The 19,403-nt window shown below is 60.4% G+C and carries 20 protein-coding genes; 15 read left to right on the top strand and 5 right to left on the bottom strand.

Annotated elements, in window-relative coordinates:
* Positions 1-52 precede the first annotated feature (52 nt).
* A complete protein-coding gene (locus I6E81_RS03680; protein WP_197106036.1) occupies positions 53-631 on the bottom strand; it encodes a MarR family winged helix-turn-helix transcriptional regulator in 579 nt (192 codons plus the stop codon).
* A 77-nt stretch (positions 632-708) separates the two neighbouring features.
* Here I6E81_RS03680 and I6E81_RS03675 point away from each other — a divergent pair, with 77 nt between their 5' ends.
* Positions 709-2,880, top strand: a complete 2,172-nt coding sequence (locus I6E81_RS03675; protein WP_231603854.1) for an MMPL family transporter — start codon at positions 709-711, stop codon at positions 2,878-2,880.
* A gap of 62 nt (positions 2,881-2,942) precedes the next feature.
* Here I6E81_RS03675 and I6E81_RS03670 read toward each other — a convergent pair whose 3' ends face one another.
* Positions 2,943-3,434, bottom strand: a complete 492-nt coding sequence (locus I6E81_RS03670; protein ID WP_197106035.1) for a M23 family metallopeptidase — start codon at positions 3,432-3,434, stop codon at positions 2,943-2,945.
* A gap of 321 nt (positions 3,435-3,755) precedes the next feature.
* On the opposite strand from I6E81_RS03670, the gene rpsB reads away from it, so the two are divergent.
* The 9 genes from rpsB (at position 3,756) to I6E81_RS03625 (ending at position 10,339) form a co-directional block, all read left to right on the top strand.
* Entirely contained in the window at positions 3,756-4,718 is a 963-nt protein-coding gene (gene rpsB, locus I6E81_RS03665; RefSeq protein WP_197106034.1) for a 30S ribosomal protein S2, read from the top strand.
* Between the two features lie 11 nt (positions 4,719-4,729).
* Positions 4,730-5,557, top strand: coding sequence for a translation elongation factor Ts (tsf, locus tag I6E81_RS03660; protein ID WP_197106033.1), 828 nt, complete (start codon positions 4,730-4,732; stop codon positions 5,555-5,557).
* A gap of 167 nt (positions 5,558-5,724) precedes the next feature.
* The gene (gene pyrH / locus I6E81_RS03655; RefSeq protein ID WP_197106032.1) at positions 5,725-6,438 is read left to right on the top strand and encodes a UMP kinase; all 714 of its coding nucleotides are present in this window, start codon (positions 5,725-5,727) and stop codon (positions 6,436-6,438) included.
* A 108-nt stretch (positions 6,439-6,546) separates the two neighbouring features.
* A complete protein-coding gene (frr, locus tag I6E81_RS03650) occupies positions 6,547-7,098 on the top strand; it encodes a ribosome recycling factor (protein WP_197106031.1) in 552 nt (183 codons plus the stop codon).
* A 74-nt stretch (positions 7,099-7,172) separates the two neighbouring features.
* Positions 7,173-7,976 carry a phosphatidate cytidylyltransferase gene (locus I6E81_RS03645; RefSeq protein WP_231603853.1) on the top strand — a complete coding sequence of 268 codons (804 nt, stop codon included), beginning with the start codon at positions 7,173-7,175 and terminating at the stop codon, positions 7,974-7,976.
* Between the two features lie 14 nt (positions 7,977-7,990).
* Entirely contained in the window at positions 7,991-8,542 is a 552-nt protein-coding gene (locus tag I6E81_RS03640) for a DivIVA domain-containing protein (protein WP_197106029.1), read from the top strand.
* A gap of 43 nt (positions 8,543-8,585) precedes the next feature.
* On the top strand, positions 8,586-9,233 hold the full coding sequence (locus I6E81_RS03635; protein ID WP_231599665.1) for a lytic transglycosylase domain-containing protein: 648 nt from the start codon (positions 8,586-8,588) through the stop codon (positions 9,231-9,233).
* 31 nt (positions 9,234-9,264) lie between these two features.
* On the top strand, positions 9,265-9,564 hold the full coding sequence (locus tag I6E81_RS03630; protein WP_197106028.1) for a hypothetical protein: 300 nt from the start codon (positions 9,265-9,267) through the stop codon (positions 9,562-9,564).
* A gap of 10 nt (positions 9,565-9,574) precedes the next feature.
* Positions 9,575-10,339, top strand: a complete 765-nt coding sequence (locus tag I6E81_RS03625; RefSeq protein ID WP_307784097.1) for an alpha/beta fold hydrolase — start codon at positions 9,575-9,577, stop codon at positions 10,337-10,339.
* A 10-nt stretch (positions 10,340-10,349) separates the two neighbouring features.
* Here I6E81_RS03625 and I6E81_RS03620 read toward each other — a convergent pair whose 3' ends face one another.
* Positions 10,350-11,411, bottom strand: a complete 1,062-nt coding sequence (locus tag I6E81_RS03620; protein WP_197106027.1) for an AI-2E family transporter — start codon at positions 11,409-11,411, stop codon at positions 10,350-10,352.
* A 71-nt stretch (positions 11,412-11,482) separates the two neighbouring features.
* On the bottom strand, positions 11,483-13,822 hold the full coding sequence (locus I6E81_RS03615; protein ID WP_197106026.1) for a hypothetical protein: 2,340 nt from the start codon (positions 13,820-13,822) through the stop codon (positions 11,483-11,485).
* A 282-nt stretch (positions 13,823-14,104) separates the two neighbouring features.
* Here I6E81_RS03615 and I6E81_RS03610 point away from each other — a divergent pair, with 282 nt between their 5' ends.
* Both I6E81_RS03610 and I6E81_RS03605 read left to right on the top strand, forming a co-directional pair.
* Entirely contained in the window at positions 14,105-15,853 is a 1,749-nt protein-coding gene (locus I6E81_RS03610) for a hypothetical protein (RefSeq protein WP_307783840.1), read from the top strand.
* Positions 15,850-16,794, top strand: coding sequence for a tetratricopeptide repeat protein (locus tag I6E81_RS03605; protein ID WP_197106024.1), 945 nt, complete (start codon positions 15,850-15,852; stop codon positions 16,792-16,794). Before I6E81_RS03610 ends, I6E81_RS03605 begins: the two co-directional genes overlap by 4 nt.
* A 105-nt stretch (positions 16,795-16,899) precedes the next feature.
* Here I6E81_RS03605 and ybaK read toward each other — a convergent pair whose 3' ends face one another.
* Positions 16,900-17,376, bottom strand: coding sequence for a Cys-tRNA(Pro) deacylase (gene ybaK, locus I6E81_RS03600; RefSeq protein ID WP_197106023.1), 477 nt, complete (start codon positions 17,374-17,376; stop codon positions 16,900-16,902).
* Positions 17,377-17,492: 116 nt separating this feature from the next.
* Here ybaK and I6E81_RS03595 point away from each other — a divergent pair, with 116 nt between their 5' ends.
* From I6E81_RS03595 to I6E81_RS03585, 3 genes are all read left to right on the top strand, one after another.
* Positions 17,493-18,671, top strand: a complete 1,179-nt coding sequence (locus I6E81_RS03595; RefSeq protein WP_197106022.1) for a cysteine desulfurase family protein — start codon at positions 17,493-17,495, stop codon at positions 18,669-18,671.
* A gap of 93 nt (positions 18,672-18,764) precedes the next feature.
* Positions 18,765-19,133 carry a winged helix-turn-helix domain-containing protein gene (locus tag I6E81_RS03590; RefSeq protein WP_307784095.1) on the top strand — a complete coding sequence of 123 codons (369 nt, stop codon included), beginning with the start codon at positions 18,765-18,767 and terminating at the stop codon, positions 19,131-19,133.
* Entirely contained in the window at positions 19,133-19,387 is a 255-nt protein-coding gene (locus tag I6E81_RS03585; RefSeq protein ID WP_197106021.1) for a hypothetical protein, read from the top strand. Before I6E81_RS03590 ends, I6E81_RS03585 begins: the two co-directional genes overlap by 1 nt.
* Positions 19,388-19,403 lie beyond the last annotated feature (16 nt).

Here is a 19,403-nt window from a genome sequence, read left to right as displayed (position 1 = left end):
CGCTCAACCATCACCAGCGAGCAGCGATCATCCGCGCGGTGTGCGCTGCTCGTTAGGGAAGAAGCGGCCCGTTGCTGATGTGAGTCTCTGGCTTCCACGAGGTGCGACGGGGGCCGGGCAGGTCGATCTTGGGTGGTGCAACGGCCGGCTTGGGGGCGGGAACGTCGGCGGGCTCGGGCAACTGTGCGCGATAGATGGCGACGACCTGGTCGAGGTAGCGCTCAATGACGTCTTTCTCGTCGTCATCGAAATTGTCGAGAACACTATCGATGCCCATGATCATCGGCATGAGGGTTGCCATCGCGGTTTCCACGGAGCGCGGGTTGGGGACCACAACGATGCTGCGGCGATCGGTCGGATGCTGGGCGCGCGTGACATGACCGACTCCGATAAGGCGGTCGATGACGGCGGTGACGGCAGGGGTTGAGATGTTGAGGCGCCGAGATAGTTCGGTGGGCGGCAGGGGGCCGCTCATGATCAGGTGTTCCATCGCTTCAAGGTCGGTGGCGTTCACCGAGAGTGTGCGGCCCACGTGTTGTTCGAACTCTTCACTCGTATCGAGGATGTCGCGCAACAGCTGGGTGGGGCGCCGCGCTTGAGGTCGCTCCATGGGGGGCTCGGTGGGTTGCATGGTCTTTACTTTACCGGTAGGTTTCTAACTTGTCTAATATCTAATTAATCGAAGTACTTTTCTTCAGAAGGAGAGCGATGTCTCGCCTCAGGACGTTCATCACCGCCCGCCGCACTTCGTGGATCGTATTGGTTGCCGCTTTTCTTGCGGCCGGAGCGATCTTCGCCGCGGGTTCGGGCAACGAGGAGGGCGCGCTTCCCGGCATCGGCCTGCCGGATTCCGCCGAATCTGCCCAGGCTGCGGCAGCGGCAGAAGATCTGCCCGGCGCGGATTCCACCGTGGCGCTGCTCGTCTACACCCGTGACGGCGCCGACCTCACCGACGACGACATCGCGGCGATCACGTCAGCGACAGCGTCGCTCAGCGACCTCTCTGCTGAAGGATTCGTTCCGCCAGCCTCGTTCTCCGACGACGGCACCACAGCGCTCGTCACCGTTCCGCTCGACACACTCTCCGAGGCCGGCGAACAAGCCGAGCGGGCAGACGAGATTCGCACCGAAGCCAACGCTGACCTTCCGAGCGGGCTTTCCGCTCTCCTGAGTGGGCCAGAAGGATTCGCAGTCGACATCGCCGCCGTCTTTGAAGGCGCAGACTTCACCCTTCTCATCACCACCGTGATTGTTGTCGCGGTGCTCCTGCTCGTGACGTACCGCAGCCCCTGGTTGTGGCTGGTGCCGCTCATCGTTGTTGGTACCGCTGACGGTCTTGCCGGAATCGTCGCGGCCCGGGTGGCCACGCTCGCCGGCATCCAGCTGGATGCCTCGGTCACTGGAATTCTCTCGGTACTGGTCTTCGGTGCCGGCACCAACTACGCGCTGCTCTTGATCGCTCGATACCGCGACGAATTGCGCTTGGAAGAAGACCGTCGCGAGGCGATGTCGCGGGCTCTGCGCGGAGCTGGCCCCGCCATCATCGCCAGTGGCAGCACAGTTGTGCTCGCCCTCCTCACTCTCGTATTCGCGGAGCTGCAGGGCAACCGTGCGCTCGGCATCGCGTGTGCCACGGGAGTCGTTATTGCCATGATCTTCGCGCTCGTTGTCTTGCCGGCCGCTCTCGTCTTGTTCGGTCGTGGTCTCTTCTGGCCGTACATCCCCAAGTTCGGCACGGAAGGCAGCGCCGAGCGCGGTGTCTGGCACAAGCTGGGCGTTCTCGTCTCCAAGAAGCCTGTTGCCGTCGCTATCTTGGGAGCAGTCGTACTGGGCGCCCTTTCCTTGGGCGTGCCGCAGATCAAGATTGGGCTGTCGCAGACCGAGAGCTTTACGCAGGTTCCCGAAGCGGTTCAAGGTCAGGAACTCATTGCTGATGCCTTCCCCGCTGGTAGTGGTTCGCCGGCATCCGTCATCGTGAATTCTGACTACACCGAGGAAGCGGCCCAGGCTGCAGAGAGTGTGGACGGCGTCGACGCTGTACGGATCGCTGAAAGCACCGACACCATCACGCAGATCAGCGTGGTGTTGGATGACGCGGCCGAAACTGAGGGCTCGTTCGCCGCTATTGAGGCTCTCCGCGCTGAACTCTCCACGATCGATGGTGCTGATGCGCTCGTCGGCGGGTTGGATGCGCAGGCTCTCGACGTGCAGCGTGCCCAGCAGCATGACCAAGATCTGGTGATCCCGCTTATCTTGGGTCTGGTCTTCATCGTGCTGGTACTGCTCTTGCGTTCGCTCGTGGCGCCCATCCTGTTGCTGCTCACGGTGCTTGCCTCCTTCTTTGCAAGCCTCGGTGCGAGCTGGTTGCTGTTCCAGTCGGTCTTCGGATTCCCGGCGATCGATACCAATGTGGTGCTGTTTAGCTTCCTCTTCCTCGTGGCCCTCGGTGTGGATTACAACATCTTCTTGGTCACGCGGGCTCGAGAAGAAGCGGTCGAGCACGGCACGCGCCAGGGAATGATTCGCGCGCTCTCCTCGACCGGTGGTGTCATCACGAGCGCGGGTATTTTGCTCGCCGCGGTGTTCGCTGTGTTGGGTGTTCTGCCGCTCATCACGCTCACGCAGATTGGGATCATCGTCTGCATTGGTGTGCTGCTCGACACGCTCCTTGTTCGCACGGTGATCGTGCCGTCGCTTGCATTCATGCTTGGCGAGAAGTTCTGGTGGCCGGGCCGCGTGATCTCGGTCGGTGCAGAAGTGCGCACGCCGAAGCGTGCCGCAGCAGAGCACGTTCGCGAACACGCTCCGTCTCACACCGAAGATCACGCTCCGAAGCACGCCGAGGGTGACCACTCGCCGAAACACAGCATCGACGCTTAGTCAACGCACAACTCGGATGCTCGCCCTAGTCGAGCCTGCAGGCGCTATGCGCTCGGGCTCGACTAGGGCTTTCGTGTCGGCAGCAGTATCGCGCGAGGGATTGCGCCGAGGTAATTCAGCGGCGACACGTATTCGCCATCGAGGCGCACGCCAAAGTGGATGCACGTGACCGAGCAGTGTCCGGGCTGCAGCTCGCCAATCACGTCTCCTTGCTGCACAGGATCGCCGCGCGAGAGCGTGGTGGTCACAGGCTCGTAGCTCGTGATGAGCCCGCCAGAGTGCCGCAATGACAGCACGGGGCGATCTACAACGACTCCCGCGAAGTGCACGACGCCCGCGGAGGGAGCTCGCACTTCAGTCGTGGTGCCAGCGCCAATGTCGATTCCACGATGTCCCGCCGAATACGCCGTGTCAGGGGCGATATAGGGGCGGATGATCGGATGCGGTTCCTCCACGGGCCAGTCCCAGCCGGTGGGCGTGGTGGCGTTCGCACCCGCGCCGGCAACGGCCACCACGAGAAACGCAAGAATCACTGCTGAAGGGGTTCGAAACATCCATTCAGCGTGCTGTTTCGGCACTCCCGATGGAGGTCGAAACGCACATCCGGGGAAACCTCTCCGCGGTGATGCTGTTGTGGGGGAGCGATGGTATGATTTTGGCAGCACCGCGTGTATTCGCGGTGACTACGCGTGCCCCGCTGCAGTACAACTACCGCAGCACACGGCCGCTATCTCCACTCAGTCCCCTCTCGTGCACCATTGCGCTGGGGGCGGAGGTATGCCCGGGCACTAGGATTCGCGCCAACCGGTCGCGAATATTAACTGAGAAGGCCATTGCCGCCACGCGCGCCAGTGAGCCAGAAAAGGAGAACGGCCATGGCCGTCGTAACCATCCGCCAGCTGCTCGACAGCGGCGTACACTTCGGACACCAGACTCGTCGTTGGAACCCGAAAATGAAGCGCTTTATTCTGACCGAGCGCTCGGGCAGCCACATCATTGACCTTCAGCAGTCGCTGGGTCACATCGACGCTGTTTATGACTACGTCAAGGAGACGGTCGCCCACGGCGGAACCATCCTCTTCGTCGGTACCAAGAAGCAGGCACAGGGAACCATCGCTGAGCAGGCACTGCGCGTAGGCCAGCCCTACGTCAACCAGCGCTGGCTCGGTGGACTCCTCACCAACTTCCAGACGGTTTCCAAGCGTCTTGCACGCATGAAGGAACTTGAAGAGGTCGACTTCGACGACACCACTCGTGGTTTCACCAAGAAGGAACTGCTCATTCAGAAGCGCGAGCTTGTGAAGCTGCAGAAGAGCCTCGGTGGTATCCGTAACCTCACGAAGACCCCTTCGGCGATCTGGATCGTTGACACCAAGAAGGAGCACCTCGCTATTGACGAGGCTCACAAGCTTGGTATCCCCGTTATCGCCATCCTCGACACCAACTGCGACCCCGACGACGTTGCGTACCCGATCCCGGGTAACGACGACGCCATCCGCTCGGTTGGTCTGCTCACGCGCATCGTTGCTGACGCTGCTGCTGAGGGCCTCATTCAGCGTCACCAGAAGCCAGAAGAGGGCAAAGAAGTAGAGCCCATGGCTGCATGGGAAGCTGAGCTTCTTGGTCAGGCTGACGCGGATGCCGCTGCAGCAAAGACCGAAGAGCCCAAGGCCGAAGAAGCCAAGGCTGAGGAAGCTAAGGCTGAAGAGCCCAAGGCTGAAGAAGCTAAGGCCGAAGAGCCCGCCAAGGCAGAGGAAAAGGCTGAAAAGGCCGCCGCTAAGCCCGCAGCAAAGAAGACCCCCGCGAAGGCTGCAGACGCAGCTGACGACAAGAAGTAAGGATTCGAACAATGGCAGACTTCAGCCTCGAAGACCTCAAGACCCTGCGCGAGCGCCTCGGCACCGGCATGGTTGAAACCAAGAACGCTCTCGTTGAGGCAGGCGGTGACCTCGAAAAGGCCACCGAACTCCTGCGTCTGCGCGGTGCCAAGAGCAACGCAAAGCGTTCTGACCGTTCCACCAGCGAAGGCCTCATCGCCGCGAAAGCCGCTGGCGGATCAACCACCATCATCGAGCTCGCCTGCGAGACCGACTTCGTTGCCAAGGGTGACAAGTTCGTTGCTCTCGGCGAGGCCGTTGCTACTGCAGTTGCTGAGTCCGGCGCGTCGACCGTAGAAGAGGGCCTCGCGGCCCCCGCTGGGTCGTCGACTGTCGAACAGCTCATCAACGATGAGGCTGCGATTCTCGGTGAGAAGTTCGAACTGCGTCGCCTGACCAAGGTCGAGGGTGACTCGTTCGAGGTCTACATGCACCGCACCAACAAGGACTTGCCTCCGCAGGTCGGCGTTGTTGTCGCATACACGGGTGACGATGCAGAGACCGCTCGCGGAATCGCGCAGCACATCTCGTTCGCTGCTCCGACCTACCTTTCGCGTGAAGACGTTCCGGCAGATGATGTCGAGAACGAGCGTCGTATCGTTGAAGAAATCAGCCGCGGAGAGGGCAAGCCTGACGCTGCTCTCCCCAAGATCGTTGAAGGTCGTCTCGGTGCGTTCTTCAAGCAGGTTGCCCTGCTTGACCAGGACTACGCTCGCGACAACAAGGTTTCGGTCGCCAAGGTTGCCGCTGACGCGGGCATCACCATCACTGGTTTTGCACGCTTCAAGGTAGGCGCCTAACACGCATATCGATGAAGGCCCGAGGCTCTATTGCCTCGGGCCTTTGTTGTGTGCCGCCGCGGATCAGGCGGCCCATCACGGTGTTTGCGGCGAATGTGCTGTGCGCCCGTGCTGAACTCTCCGCAACGCAATACCCTGTAATAGAGAACCGCTAGGGAAAGAAGACGATGACAATTCAACGCAAACGCCGAGTGCTGCTAAAACTGTCGGGAGAAGCATTCGGTGGCGGACAGTTGGGTGTTAACCCCGACGTTGTCTCGGCCCTGGCCAAAGAGATTGCTGCGGCTGCCGCTGACGTAGAGATCGCCATCGTCGTCGGTGGTGGCAACTTCTTCCGTGGTGCGGAGCTCAGCCAGCGAGGAATGGACCGCGGTCGCGCTGACTACATGGGCATGTTGGGCACCGTTATGAATGCCCTCGCCCTCCAAGACTTCCTCGAGCAAGCGGGTACCGCTACCCGCGTTCAGTCGGCCATCGCGATGACTCAGGTCGCCGAGCCGTACATTCCGTTGCGCGCCGAACGCCACCTTGAGAAGGGCCGCGTCGTCATTTTCGGTGCCGGTGCAGGCTTGCCGTACTTCTCCACCGATACTGTCGCCGCTCAACGCGCTCTCGAGATTGGTGCTGAAGAAGTGCTCGTTGCTAAGAACGGTGTCGACGGCGTCTACGATTCTGACCCCCGTAGCAACCCGGATGCCCGCAAGCTTGAATCAATCAGCTTCCAGGACGCTCTCGTGCAGGGCCTCAAGGTTGTCGACTCGACCGCCTTCAGCCTGTGCATGGACAATGCGATGCCTATGCTCGTATTCGGCATGGAGCCTGCCGGCAACCTCACGCGCGCCATTGTGGGAGAGCAAATCGGCACTCGCGTGCACGGATAGCGCTCAGCGCCCCCCCACACCACCCAAGCTAAACGATTTCCGAGTGCCGCACCGCAGTTGTTCACGCCTCTGCACGCTAAACTTGGATGAGACCCAGAGGAGTGCCCCGTGATCAGTGATGTTCTAGCCGAGGCTAGCGAAAAGATGAACAAGGCAGTAGAAGCTGCCAAAGATGACTTCGGCACGGTTCGTACCGGCCGCGCTAACCCGGCGTTGTTCCAGAAGGTCCTCGTGGACTACTACGGAACCCCCACACCGTTGCAGCAGCTTGCGTCCATGGTGAACCAAGAGGCTCGTACTCTCCTGATCACCCCGTTCGACAAGTCCGCGCTCAAAGACATTGAGAAGGCAATCGCAGGCGCTCACCACCTCGGTGCAAGCGTCGGAAACGATGGCAATGTCATCCGCGCCACTCTGCCGGAACTGACGGAAGACCGCCGTAAAGAGTTCGTCAAGGTAGTTCGCGACAAGGCTGAGCAGGCTCGTGTCTCGCTTCGCAACGTGCGCCGTAAGGCGAAAGACGACCTTGAGGCACTCACCGAGGTCGGCGAAGACGAGGTCGCGCGCGCCGAGAAAGAACTAGAAGCGAGCACGAAGGCTCACGTCGACACAATCGACGACGCTCTCAAGCGCAAAGAAGCTGAACTGCTCGAGGTCTAATGGTCTCCGAATTCGAAGCTCACGTTCGAGCTACAAACGACAAGATTAACGCCCGCACAGGGCGTCCTTTGGCGATGGCTCTCACCGTGGGGCTGGGGCTGGGTCTTGCGTTGTTGTTCAGCTTGATCTTTGTCAAAGAGCTGTACATGCTCTTTGCCGGCGTGCTGGTTGCCTTCACAGCATTCGAGCTCGCCAGTGCGCTTCGTTTTGCAGGCCTCAAGATTCCGCGAGTGGCAGCGGTCATCGCGGCAGTCGCGGTTGTTCCGGCGTCGTTCTATTGGCAGGCTGAAGGCCAGTGGTTTGTCACGCTCGGTGGCATTGTGTTCGTGTGGCTGTGGCGACTCGTTGAAGTAGTCGTGATGCCGAGTCACCGTGGCTCGGTGCGGTCGATCATGCGCGACCTTGGCGCCGGCGTCTTCGTGATGCTATATGTTGCTTTCTTGGCAAGCTTCACAGTGCTGCTCACTGCTCAAGACGGCGGTCAGTGGTGGACGCTTGCAATGTTGATCGTTGTCGTTGTCAGTGACATCGGGGCGTATGCGAGCGGGCTTTCGTTTGGCAAACATAAGATGGCTCCCAACATCAGCCCCGGCAAAACCTGGGAAGGGTTTGCGGGAGCAGCGCTTGCGGCGATCACTGCAGGCATTTTGCTTGCCCTCTTCATGATCGATCAGCCTTGGTGGGTTGGACTCATCTTTGGCCTCGTCATTTTGGGCACCGCAACCATGGGAGATCTAGCGGAGTCACTTATCAAACGAGACCTCGGGATCAAAGACATTAGTACGTGGCTTCCGGGCCACGGCGGCTTCTTGGATCGCGTAGATTCGTCGCTTTTGTCAGCCGCAGCGGGCTATGCACTCTTTCTTATCTTCTCGTAAGGCACAATAGAACCGTGAGCACCACATTTCCTCGTAGCCGAAAGTCAAAGCTCGGGTACAACGTCGACCAGGTCGAGGACTTCCTCGAGGAGGCGCGTCGTGCCTACACCGCCGATCGCGGCGACTCGTCAGTCGTGTCGTCTCGCACCATCCGCAAGCTGGCTTTTGCCATGCAGAAGGGTGGATATTCGCCGGTACACGTCGACTCCGCGTTGGAGCGCCTTGAAGACGCATTCGCCGCTCGCGAGCGTGATCGTGCGATTGCGGAACTGGGGGAGACTGCCTGGTACGCCAACGCTCGCTCCGAAGCGCAAGAAATTCTCAACCGTCTGGCACGACGCGATGGCAAGAAATTCGCGCGCACAAGTTCTTTCACCATCGGATACTCGATCAAAGACGTTGATGCGTTTGCTCAGGAGCTTTCCGACTACTTCCAGCACGGTGCCCCGCTCACGATCGATCGCGTGCGCACGGCGGCTTTCCGCAGCGCCAAGGGTGGCTATCGCGAAGCGCAGGTCGATTACCTCATCGACTCTGTCATCGACGTCATGCTCGCCGTTCGCTAATTCCCTCTGTTTTTTCAGGTCTGTCCGTTAGCATCGTCGTACTTTGTTTATTAAATCTCATGCGGCAATCCTCCGCGCTCAGGCCAAGAGTCAGAGCGCGGATCTTTCTGGGCGGCACAAACGCGTCTCGTGGAGCTTGCCTGCTTTCGCTTCGACAGTGAGCTTGGGATTCATTGCGACGTTGATGATGGCTGCTCCGACGCCGGCGAGTACTGTTTCGGCCGCTCCGGCGCCGTTGAGCACCGTGCAGCGCGCAGAAGTGCAATCGATCACTGTTGCCGAAGGCTTTGTGAACGAAGTTTCGCGCGACAAACTCACTATCAAAGAGATTGTCGTAGAACCTGTTGTTGTCGCCGCGCCTGAAGCGCCGGCTGTTGGCACTCCTGACCCGGGCACTGCCCAAGCGATTGCGCTGTCTATGCTCACTGCCCGAGGCCTAGGCACGAGTGAGTACAACTGCCTCGTCAGCCTGTGGAACCGCGAATCTGGGTGGAACGTTTATGCCCAGAACGCGTCGAGTGGTGCCTACGGCATCCCGCAGGCGCTTCCCGGCAGCAAGATGGCTACTGCGGGTGCGGACTGGGCTACTAACCCCGCAACTCAGATTGCGTGGGGCTTGAGCTACATCGAGGGCCGTTACGGAACTCCGTGTGGCGCGTGGGCTTATTCAGAGTCCAACGGCTGGTACTAGACCGTCTCGCGTCACCGCATAAGCTTGAGCTATGCCTCGTTCTAATCGCCCCCGCGGGCGGCGTCGTCCCGACGACGACGACAACGGTGACCTCCGGCAGGCACTGTTTGGCTCGCGGCGCACCGAAATGAAGCGTGACGGCGAATGGAACGTTCAGCCTGTCTCGCCCGCTAACGCCGTAAAGAACTACACGTGCCCCGGATGCTCGCAAACGATCACCTCGGGCACTGCGCACACCGTTACGTGGCGTGCTGACGGCATCATGGGGTCCGCAGACGACCTCGCCGCCCGCCGCCACTGGCATCAGCACTGCTGGAAGATCAGATTGTGAGCCGTACCCTGTGAACGAAACTGCTGTGAACGAAACTCCCGCAAGCGAACCCATTCGGGGTGCTACCGAGCTCCCGGCGGTGCGCGAGAATATCGAGCTGCACACCGACGACGGCTTCACCCTGGTGGGGGAGTTGTCGCTTCCGGAGTCCGGCCACATCGCAGCGACGCTCGTCACACTTCACCCCTTGCCGACGGCTGGCGGGTTTATGGACTCGCACATCATCCGCAAAGCTGCCGCTCGACTGCCGGCACTCGCCGACATCGCTGTGCTGCGCTTCAACTTCCGTGGGGTTACCTCTCCCCGCGGAACATCAGAGGGCTCGTTCGGTGAGGGCGAGCTTGAAGCGCACGACCTTGCAGCGGCAATGGACTTCGTGCGTGAACGCGGGCTTCCCAACGTGTGGTTGCTTGGGTGGTCATTTGGCACAGAGGTCACACTCAAGTACGGCTTGCAGCATCCGATCACGGGCGCAATTTTGCTTTCGCCGCCGCTGCATCGTGCGACTGCGGATGACGTAGCCGCGTGGGCAGCAAATGAGCGTCGCTTGGTTGCGGTGATTCCCGAGCTCGATGACTACTTACGGCCTGAAGAAGCTGCGCAGCGCTTTGCCTCGGTGCCTGAACTGGAATTCGTCGCCGTCGAGGGTGGCAAGCACTTGTGGGTGGGGGAGACGCAAACCTATCGCGTGCTCACCGAGGTCGTAGCACGGCTCAACCCTGTGGTGCTGCCGTTGCCGCGCACATGGCCGCCCGAGGCCACACCGGCCCTGTGACGCCTCGTCGTTAGAGGTCTGCTTGGCGCGGCACGACAACTTGCTGAACAATCAGCAGGATCGCTGCGGCAACGGGGATTGCGATAAGCGCCCCCAGGATGCCCAGTAACGTTCCGCCCGCGAGGGCGGCAATCACCACGAGCGCGCCGGGAATCTTGACGGCTTTGTTCATGATGCGTGGGTTGAGCAGGTAAGCCTCAACCTGCATGTAGATCAGGTAGTAGATTCCAACGGCGATCACGCTGGGCGGGCCGTTGAACAGCAGCACGAGCAGCGTGATCACAATGGAGCCGCTGAGCGTTCCAACGAGTGGGATGAGTGACCCGACGAAGGCGATGAAGGCCAGCAGTGCTGAGTACTTCACGGGGAGCCCGAATGCCGGGAAGATCAGAGTCAGGACCAGGAACGACAGCACACCGTTGACGAGCGCGAGTGAGCCCTGACCGATGACGTAGCGACCAACTGCAGCGCTGACTTGTTCGGCGAGGTCGATGAACTTCGCGCGCTTGGTCGCAGGCACGAGTTGGTACAGGCCACCTTTGATGTTGTTGAGCGACGATACGAAGTAAATCGTGAGGATAAGCACGATGATGGCGCCGGTAATTCCGGTGGCGATACCGATGCCGACGGCGAACACTCCGCCACCGATCGTGGTGAAGTCGAGGTCTGCGATCCAGACGTTGAAGCCGTCGAGCAGATCTTGCACGTTGAGCCATGGGAACGCTGTCTCGACGCTCTCGCGAACGGTTCCATCGAAGAAGGCGGTGACGAGTCGCGGGATGGCTTCGGACGCGTTTCTGACCTGCTCGGCGATTACGGGAACGATCGCAAAAATGAGCCCGGTGAAAACCCCAAGCACGCCAGCCAGCACGGTAAGAATCGCGGTCCATCGCGGGAACTTCTTCGTCTCGAGCCACGTGACGACAGGGTCGAGGCCGAGCGCGAGGAAGAGCGCTGCCCCCACGTACGTCAGAATCGTCGCGAGCGAAATCACCGTCTGGCCGATTCCAACCGCGACAAGAACCCCTAGACCGCCGAGTAGTCCGAGGCGGAATGGATTGAGGATCTTCATTGCATGGCTCCGTTCGGCCTAACGCAACTGTGTCGGGCTGAGCGCAATTCTAGGTGCCGTGCGGGCTGTTGCTAGCTAACTTCCTCGGCTTGGTTCAGAACTCCGCGAAGGTTTTCGAAGTATCCGGCAACTGTTTCGCGTTCCGCCTTGATCTTGGCGAGGCGGTCTTCGGCCTCGCTGACGAGATGGTGGGAGCGCTTCTCGGCGTCGTCGAGCATCGCCTTGGCGCGCTGTTCGGCATCCGCAACTTCGTCGGTAGCCCGACCAGAGGCGTCGGCGAGCAACGCTTTGGCTTCGGCTTGCGAGCTCTTGGTGAGCTCCTCTGCTTCGTTACGTTTGGCGTTAGCCTCACGCACAGCTTCGGCCAGTTGGGCTTGGGCTTCCTCGAGGTAGTTCTGCGTTTGAGCTGTTGCCTCTTTGTGCTGCGCCAGGAATTCCTTTTCGGCGTCATCGCGGCGTGCCGCAATTTCCTGCTCAAGTGAGATGCGGGCTGCTTCGGCCTCGCGCTCGATCGTGGTGCGGGTCTCCTCAAGCTGATGCTTGATGGTGGCCCGTGTCGACTCAACCTCGTTGGCTAGTTCTGCGCGCTGGCGTGCGATGTCGCGCTCAAGGTCGGTGGTCTGCTTCTCGACATCGTGAGCGAGCGTGGACCGTGTCTCCGATGCGTAGCTTTCGAGTTCGGTGCGCTTGCTGTCGATTTCAGCATCCAGCTCTGCGTGGCGGCGTGCCATTTCTTCTTCGAGGCCTGCCGTTGCCGAGGCGATTTCGGCTTCGAGTTCGTTGCGACGAGTGCTCGTCTCGGCGTCGAACTCGGCACGAGCGGTGGTGCTCTCCTGTTCGAAGGCGGCGCGAGCGCTCGTGATTTCGGCTTCGAGACCGGCCTGCGTGGTCTCTACATCGCTTTCCAAAGCCGCCCGTGTTGTCGAGACCTCCTTGGCCAGTGCCTTCGTGGTGGAAGAAACTTCCTTGTCGAGCGCCTTCTTCTGAGCGGCGACATCGGCGGCAAGCTCTTTTCGAGTGGTCTTGACGTGAGCATCAAGCTCAGCCCGCGTCGTGGTGACCTCATCGTCGAGGGCAGCCTTTGCGGTGGCAACCTCTGTTTCGAGTTCGGAGCGAGTGGTCGTAACCTCTTGTTCAAGTGAGGCTTGGGTCACCTTCACTTCTTGCTCGAGTGCCGTCTTGGTGCTGGAAACTTCCTGTTCGAGCGCTGCCTTGGTGCTGGTTACCTCATGTTCAAGAGCAGCCTTCGTGGTGGACACCTCGTCTTCGAGTGCCGCGCGAGTTGTGGTGACGTCGCTCTCGAGTTGCTGGCGGGCTTCGCGCTCTTCGTGTTCCCACAGCTCGCGGGCCTCAGAGAGTTCGGCTTCGAGGGATGACTGCGTCGCGAGAACGGTCTTTTCAAGTTCAGCGAGCGTGTTCGCTGCTTCGGTCGCGGCGGCAGTGCGTGTGGCTTCTGCTTCCGCTTCGAGTGCAGCGTACGCGGCATCGAGCTCAGCCTGATGCTTGGCCTTGGCCGCTTTTGTTTCGTTGGCGAGCGTGGTGTGGGCCGCTTTTGTTTCGTTGGCGAGCTTGGTGTGAGCTGCCTTTGTTTCGTTGGTGAGCGTTTCGCGCGCTGTGGCTGTTTCGGCCTCGAGCTCGGCGCGTGCCGTCTCGATCTCGCGAGCAAGGTCAGTGCGTGCTTGTTCGATGTCGCGGTGGAGGTCTTCTCGCTGCTTGGTGTTTTCGGCCTCGAAGGTTGCGCGGCCGAGCTCAGCATCGCGAGCCAAGGACTCTGCTGCTTCGCGGGCTTCAGCCACTTCGCTTGCGGTGCTGGCACGCAGCTCCGTCATGGCGCGTTCGGTTTCGGCACGCAGTGCTGCAGATTCACGCTTGGCTGAAGTGCGAGCATCCGCAGCTTCTGTTGCTACAGCACCGCGAATAGTGGCGGCTTCGCGGGCAGCGTCGGCGACGAGCTGAGAGGCTTCGTCTTTCGCCCGACCGATGAGAGCATCAGCTTCGGCACGAGAGGATTTGGCGAGGGCGGCGGCTTCACTGTTTGCATCGTTGAGGATGCGTTCGGATTCAGTGGCCGTGTCGGCACGCAGCGCCGCGGTTTCGGACTGCACGGCCTTGCGCATTTTCTCGGCGTCGATGTCAGCTTGGCTGATCAGTTGAGTGGAGTGCTCTTCAGCAACGCGCAGCATGCTTTCGAGCTTGGAGCCGAGTCCGCTGTAAGTGGGGCTTCCCGATTCGTCGAGCTCAGCCTGAAGATCCTCGTTGACGGCGAGGAGTCGCTTTACCTCTTTAGTGGAGGAAGTGCGGTCTGCTTTGGCGGCTACAAGCTCACGACGAAGCTCGCCAATCAGTTTATCGACGTCGTCCCTCTTGTAACCGCGCATCTCTGTGCCGAAATCGGTATCGTTCGCGGCCAAGATTTCTCCTCGATGTCAGCGGAATGAACCCTCTGAGTTTAGTGGGGTGAGGAGGCCTCCTGTCATTCTGGTCTCATCCCCAATCTGGGGCGTTCACTGATCTCCCAGAAACTTCCCAGAAGAGTAACTAGTTCGCACGAAGACGATCGGCTATTCTTGAACGTCTTTGTTGTTGCCTACCCGCGTGGATGGGGCCCTTACCTCCAGTCCGACCGAGGTTCAGCCAGTGTGGCTAGGGCCCTCGCACGGCGAGTAATCCTGGGCAACACGAAAGGAGAGATAGTGAGATTCGTTCTCGCCATAGTTAGCTTTATGCTCGCAGCCGGACTCATCGGCTACGGCATTGCACAGCAGACCATTCTTGCGACCCCAGATCAAGTCTCGGTTTCCGCAGAAACCAGCGGCGCCGCGCCTCTCACCGTGATCAGCGGTGAAGCATTCAATACGTACTCGGGCAATCAGACGATCCGCATCGAAGGCGATCGTCGCGTCGTCGCTGCCTACGGTCGCACGACCGACGTGCTCGCGTGGGTCGGTGACGCCAGCTACAACATGGTCACTCTCGACGCCGAAACGGGAGACCTCGCCACTGAGAGCATCAGCGGCACAGAACAAGAGGTTCCCGACCCCTACACCTCTGACCTGTGGCTCGAGAGCTACGAGGCTGAGGATGAGCTCGCTCTCACCGTGAAGATTCCGAGCGATGTGTCATTCATCGTGGCCGCTGATGGCATCGAGCCCGCACCAAACGCGGTATCGATCTCGTGGCCGCTCGACAACACCACCCCCTGGGCTGGTCCGCTCATCCTCGGTGGTGCTGCCGTGTTGCTGCTCGGCCTGATATTCTTGATGTGGGCTGTGCACCACATGCGTCGTGCTGGCGGCCCTCGTCGCAAGCCGCAAAAAATGCCCAAGGTTCCTAAAAAGGCCCGCTATAAGCCTTCTAAGCGTGGTTCCAAGGCGAGCGAAAGCACCACTTTGCGCACGAGCGTTCGCTTCGCAGTGCCGACCGTTCTGGTGAGTGTTCTCGTGTTGAGCGGATGCACGACCTCGAGCACGCCGAACTCCGCAGCCGATGAGAGCGTCCCGAGTCCTACTGCGACCTCCACCTCTGCGGCAGGAACCGCGGCAACTCCCGCGGTATCCGTGCGTCAGATTGAGAAGATCGTTGCGCAGATCAGCGCGGTCTCCCAAGAGGCCGACGAAGAGCGTGACACTGATCTCATCGAGACACGCTTCGCTGAAGCTGCGCTGGAATATCGTCTTGCGAACTACAAGATGCGCAAGGCAGACGATTCGATTGCCCTCCCGGCCGCGATTCCGGATGGCCCCGTGCAGCTGACGTTGCCGCAACAGACTGAGTCCTGGCCGCGCACGGTCTTCACGATCATCCTCGACGAGACTGATTCAACGGTCGCTCCGATTGCATTGTTCTTGGAACAGGAAACTCCTCGCGACAACTACAAGGTCAGCTACGCCATGAACCTTGAACCCTCCGTGGTGTTCCCGGATGTCGCGGCTGCCAGCGTGGGTACCTCGCGCCTACCCGCCGATAGCGGTCTTTTGCGTTCCTCACCCACCGAGGTTGCTCTCAACTATGCAGAGATTCTTGAACAGGATGTCGAAAGCGACTCCTATCTCGACTTCGAAGCTGAGGGCGACAGCCTTCGTGTGAGCGTCGGTCTTGCCGTGAAGAAAAAGGAGAAGGCCGCCCTCTCCAGCACAGCCACTCTGACCTATGGTCACGAGCTTGGTTCGGCAGATCCGATCGCGATGGCGACGATCGATGCGGGTGCAATTGTTGCCGTGCATCTTTATGAGACTAAGGTCGCAGCGCCCAAGGAAGAGGGCTCTGCTGTGACCTTTAGCGGTCAGACGAAGGCTCTCTCCGGCATCTCGATTACCGAAGAGGGAATCAAATCTACCTACGGGGATCAGTTACTCTTTTATGTCCCAGCAGCGGGCAGCGATGAGAAAATTATCCTGCTTGGCTACACCCAAGGACTTGTTGCAGCATCGGAGTTGAAATGACTAACGCCCCCCTGAATGCCGCTAGCCTTCGCGGCGCAGTGGATCTCTCATCCCTCGTTCGCCAGCACAACACGCCCGCCCCCGCGGCAGGCGAGGGTGCCGGCGCCACGACGGCGGGAGAAGCGCCACAGCCCAGTGGTTTTGCCACCAGCGCGAACGACGCTTCGTTCACGCAGGTCCTTGAGCTGTCGAACACGGTTCCCGTGATCGTCGAGTTCTATGGGCAGGGCATCGAGCCAGCTCTCGAGCCCACGATCGCGCAGTACAAGGGCCGTTTCGCCCTGGTTGTGGTGGATGCCACGAGCAACCCGCAACTGGTGCAGGCTTTCCAGGTGCAAGAGGTTCCCACGGTAGCCGCGGTTATCGGTGGGCGTCCTGTGCAGCTCTTCAGCGGCATCATGCCCGAGAACGATCTCAAAGAGGTGCTCGAGCAGGTGTTGCAACTGGCAGCCGAGAACAAGGTGACCGGCACGCTGCCGGCCCCCGAAGGGTCTGACGCAGCTGAAGAAGAACCAGTGGAAGAGCCGCTGCCGCCGCTTCATCAGGAAGCGTTTGATGCCATTTCGGCTGGCGACTATCCCGCAGCGATTGCCGCGTACCAGTCAGCTATTACTCAGAACCCGCGCGATCAGCAAGCAGTCGCTGGGCTTGCTCAGGTGTCATTGTTGTTGCGCCTCGACGGGCACACGGTTGACTCTGTGCGCAGCGCAGCAGCCCAAGAGCCCCTCAACGTTGACGCTCAGTTGGCGGTTGCCGACCTCGATGTCTCTGGCGGACACCTCGGTGATGCCTTCGATCGTTTGCTCGAACTCTTTCCTTCGGCCGACGCCGACGGCAAGGGCGCTATCCGCACCCGAATGCTCGACTACTTCGAAATTGCGGGCGCTGAAGATCCTCGTGTGGCCGATGCGCGCCGCCGTTTGACACTGCTGCTCTACTAGGGCGGGGTGGCATTCGGTTCGGGCGCCCAGTTGCTGCGCGAAACACGCTAATCGCGCACGCGGCGCGACAATCGCACGCGGCGCGTCAACTCCGCACGCTGTGTGTTAGCCGCGTGCGATGGGAGCGGTAATTGCCGCAGCCGCGCGGATGAGGTCACTCGGCGCGAGTTCAATGTCACAACCGCGCGTACCGCCGCTGACAAAAACGGTGTCGAAGAGTTCAACGGTTTCGTCAATCACCGTGCGGTGCGTTATTCGCTGGCCAAGCGGACTGATTCCTCCGAGTACGTAACCAGTGCGGCGTTGCGCGACCATGGGATCAGCCATGCTGGCCTTCTTTCCGCCCACAACGGCGGCGAGTGCTTTGAGGTCCAATTTTCCAGAGACAGGCACTACAGCTACGACCATCTCGTCATCCACCATCGTCATCAATGTCTTGAACACTTGCTCGGGGTCGACGCCGAGAACCGTGGCCGCTTCTACACCGTATTCAGTCGTGCCCGCATCGTGCGCATAGGGGTGCGAGGTGAAGGAGATGCCGAGCGCGTCGAGCGCCACGGTTGCCGGAGTGCCGAGCGCCATTAGCGGGCTCCTGCGTTCGGGCGAGTAGAAGCGAGGTCGAAGCGAGAGTGCATGCGATCTAGAGTAATGACACACAGACATCCGGATGGATTCTGTGGGGGAGTAGCGGAGTTACGGTGACGATCTATCTTGACCATGCGGCGACAACGCCCATGCGCCCGGCTGTGGTGCAGGCGTTTGCGCACGCATTACCGGTCGTCGGTAACCCTTCGTCAATTCACTCCCAGGGGCAAGCGGCCAAACGTATGCTCGAAGAGGCGCGCGAGGCGGTGGCCGCGAGTGTGAGTGCAGACTCGGTTGAAATTACCTTTACTTCTGGCGGGACAGAAGCAATTAACCTCGGCATCAAGGGGCTGTACTGGGCCCGCAATTCTGGTGGCGTCCAACGCCGCCGAATCTTGGTTGCCCAGGCCGAACATCACGCCACTATCGATGCTGTGGAGTGGATGAGCGCTCACGAGGGCGCAGTACTCGACTGGATTCCCGTCGACGCTGTCGGTCGCATCGACGTGGACTATGTGCACGAGGCGCTCGCCGACGACGTTGCTCTTATTTCGATGCTCTGGGCCAACAACGAAGTCGGTACCCTCCAGCCGGTTACCGAAATTGCGGCGCTTGCCAAGGCCCATGGTGTTCCCGTGCACGTTGACGCGGTATCCGCGCTCGGTTACGTTCCGATCGACTTTCATGCTGCTGGTGTTGCTGCGCTCAGCGTTTCGGCACACAAAATCGGGGGACCGGTCGGCGTCGGTGCGCTCGTGATCGCTCGTTCGGCATCCGTTACTCCGCTCATTCATGGCGGAAGTCAGCAGCGCGCACGCTCCGGCACGATGGATGCTCCGGGGGCGGTTGCTTTTGCGGCAGCAGCGCGGGAGGCCACAGCCGATCTGGCAGAGCAGGCAACTCGGCTCACGGCGCTGCGCGATTCTCTCATCGCCGGAGTTCGCTCAGCAGTGCCCGAGGCTGTGCTGCGGGGCGATCCGCACGATCGGCTCCCTGGCAATGCGCACTTCACGTTCCCGGGTTGCGAGGGTGACTCTCTCTTGTTCCTATTGGATGTCGCAGGTTTCAGTGTTTCGACGGGTTCCGCTTGTCAGGCGGGGGTGCCAGAAGCGAGTCATGTTTTGCTCGCGATGGGTCTCGACGAGCCCACTGCTCGCGGTGCTTTGCGGATCTCGCTCGGAGAGTCCACGACGGCTGACGAGGTTGCTCAGTTCGTTGCGGCCTTGCCGCACGCGGTGGAGCGGGCGCGAGATGCCGGCTATTCGGACCGCCTGACTGTGCTCGGTCGTTAGGGCCACTTTCTGCTCGTGCGGTGCCGCGCACCGTCAGCCTTGACCTTGCCATCACCTATGTGTAAGTTTTTTATTACAGGTGAAAGGATTCTTGTGAATTCTGAAGAGCTCGGAGCGTGGTTAGCCGCGGTGGCTAATCCGCAACGCATGCGCATTCTGGCCGAGCTATCGAGCGGCCAGAAGCACGTGAGCGAGCTCGCTCGTCGCGTCGGAATGTCCCGCCCCTTGCTATATATGCACCTCGCCAAGCTTGAGGAAGTGGGCTTTGTCGCCGGCCATCACGAGCTGAGCGACGACGGCAAAGCGCTGAAGCTCTTCGAGGTGGTTCCCTTTCGAGTCACCGTTACGCCGGCTTTGCTCGCGAGGGCAGTGGCGAAAACTGCGGCGACGAGTGCGGCACCCGACATCGCCGTCGACGATGCAACTCCGTCCGACAACAGCAACTCTCACGAAGGAACATAATGGAAATCTTCTATAGCCTCTGGTTTTGGATCGCGATCATTGCCGTCACGGGAATCATCGCGGGCGTGATCACCAACGCGGTCAACAAGAAGGCCGAGACGGCCAAATACGTTTCGGATGCCCAAGCGGGCGGCGATTATCGGGCGCTCGCCGAGCAGACGCTCGAAGCCAATCAGGTGCTCATTCAGCGACTGGATGCCATTGAACAGCGCCTCGCTGGCGTCGAAAAGACGCTCACCGACATCCCGCAGTAAGAACTTGCCCAGCAAC

Origin of the sequence: Salinibacterium sp. NG22 (assembly GCF_015864925.1) — a bacterium.
Lineage (GTDB): Bacteria > Actinomycetota > Actinomycetes > Actinomycetales > Microbacteriaceae > Rhodoglobus.
Note: the sequence above shows the minus strand (reverse complement) of the source record. Positions and strands in the feature narration are given on the sequence as shown.

What these genes read in the sequence shown, in the direction of transcription:
- ybaK (WP_197106023.1), bottom strand. Translation starts at nt 17,376, where the DNA reads ATGGCGCTCGGCACTCCGGCAACCGTGGCGCTCGACGCGCTCGGCATC.
- tsf (WP_197106033.1), top strand. Translation starts at nt 4,730, where the DNA reads ATGGCAGACTTCAGCCTCGAAGACCTCAAGACCCTGCGCGAGCGCCTC.
- I6E81_RS03680 (WP_197106036.1), bottom strand. Translation starts at nt 631, where the DNA reads ATGCAACCCACCGAGCCCCCCATGGAGCGACCTCAAGCGCGGCGCCCC.
- I6E81_RS03620 (WP_197106027.1), bottom strand. Translation starts at nt 11,411, where the DNA reads ATGAAGATCCTCAATCCATTCCGCCTCGGACTACTCGGCGGTCTAGGG.
- I6E81_RS03585 (WP_197106021.1), top strand. Translation starts at nt 19,133, where the DNA reads ATGGAAATCTTCTATAGCCTCTGGTTTTGGATCGCGATCATTGCCGTC.
- I6E81_RS03675 (WP_231603854.1), top strand. Translation starts at nt 709, where the DNA reads ATGTCTCGCCTCAGGACGTTCATCACCGCCCGCCGCACTTCGTGGATC.
- I6E81_RS03630 (WP_197106028.1), top strand. Translation starts at nt 9,265, where the DNA reads ATGCCTCGTTCTAATCGCCCCCGCGGGCGGCGTCGTCCCGACGACGAC.
- rpsB (WP_197106034.1), top strand. Translation starts at nt 3,756, where the DNA reads ATGGCCGTCGTAACCATCCGCCAGCTGCTCGACAGCGGCGTACACTTC.
- I6E81_RS03645 (WP_231603853.1), top strand. Translation starts at nt 7,173, where the DNA reads ATGGCTCTCACCGTGGGGCTGGGGCTGGGTCTTGCGTTGTTGTTCAGC.
- I6E81_RS03605 (WP_197106024.1), top strand. Translation starts at nt 15,850, where the DNA reads ATGACTAACGCCCCCCTGAATGCCGCTAGCCTTCGCGGCGCAGTGGAT.
- I6E81_RS03670 (WP_197106035.1), bottom strand. Translation starts at nt 3,434, where the DNA reads ATGTTTCGAACCCCTTCAGCAGTGATTCTTGCGTTTCTCGTGGTGGCC.
- pyrH (WP_197106032.1), top strand. Translation starts at nt 5,725, where the DNA reads ATGACAATTCAACGCAAACGCCGAGTGCTGCTAAAACTGTCGGGAGAA.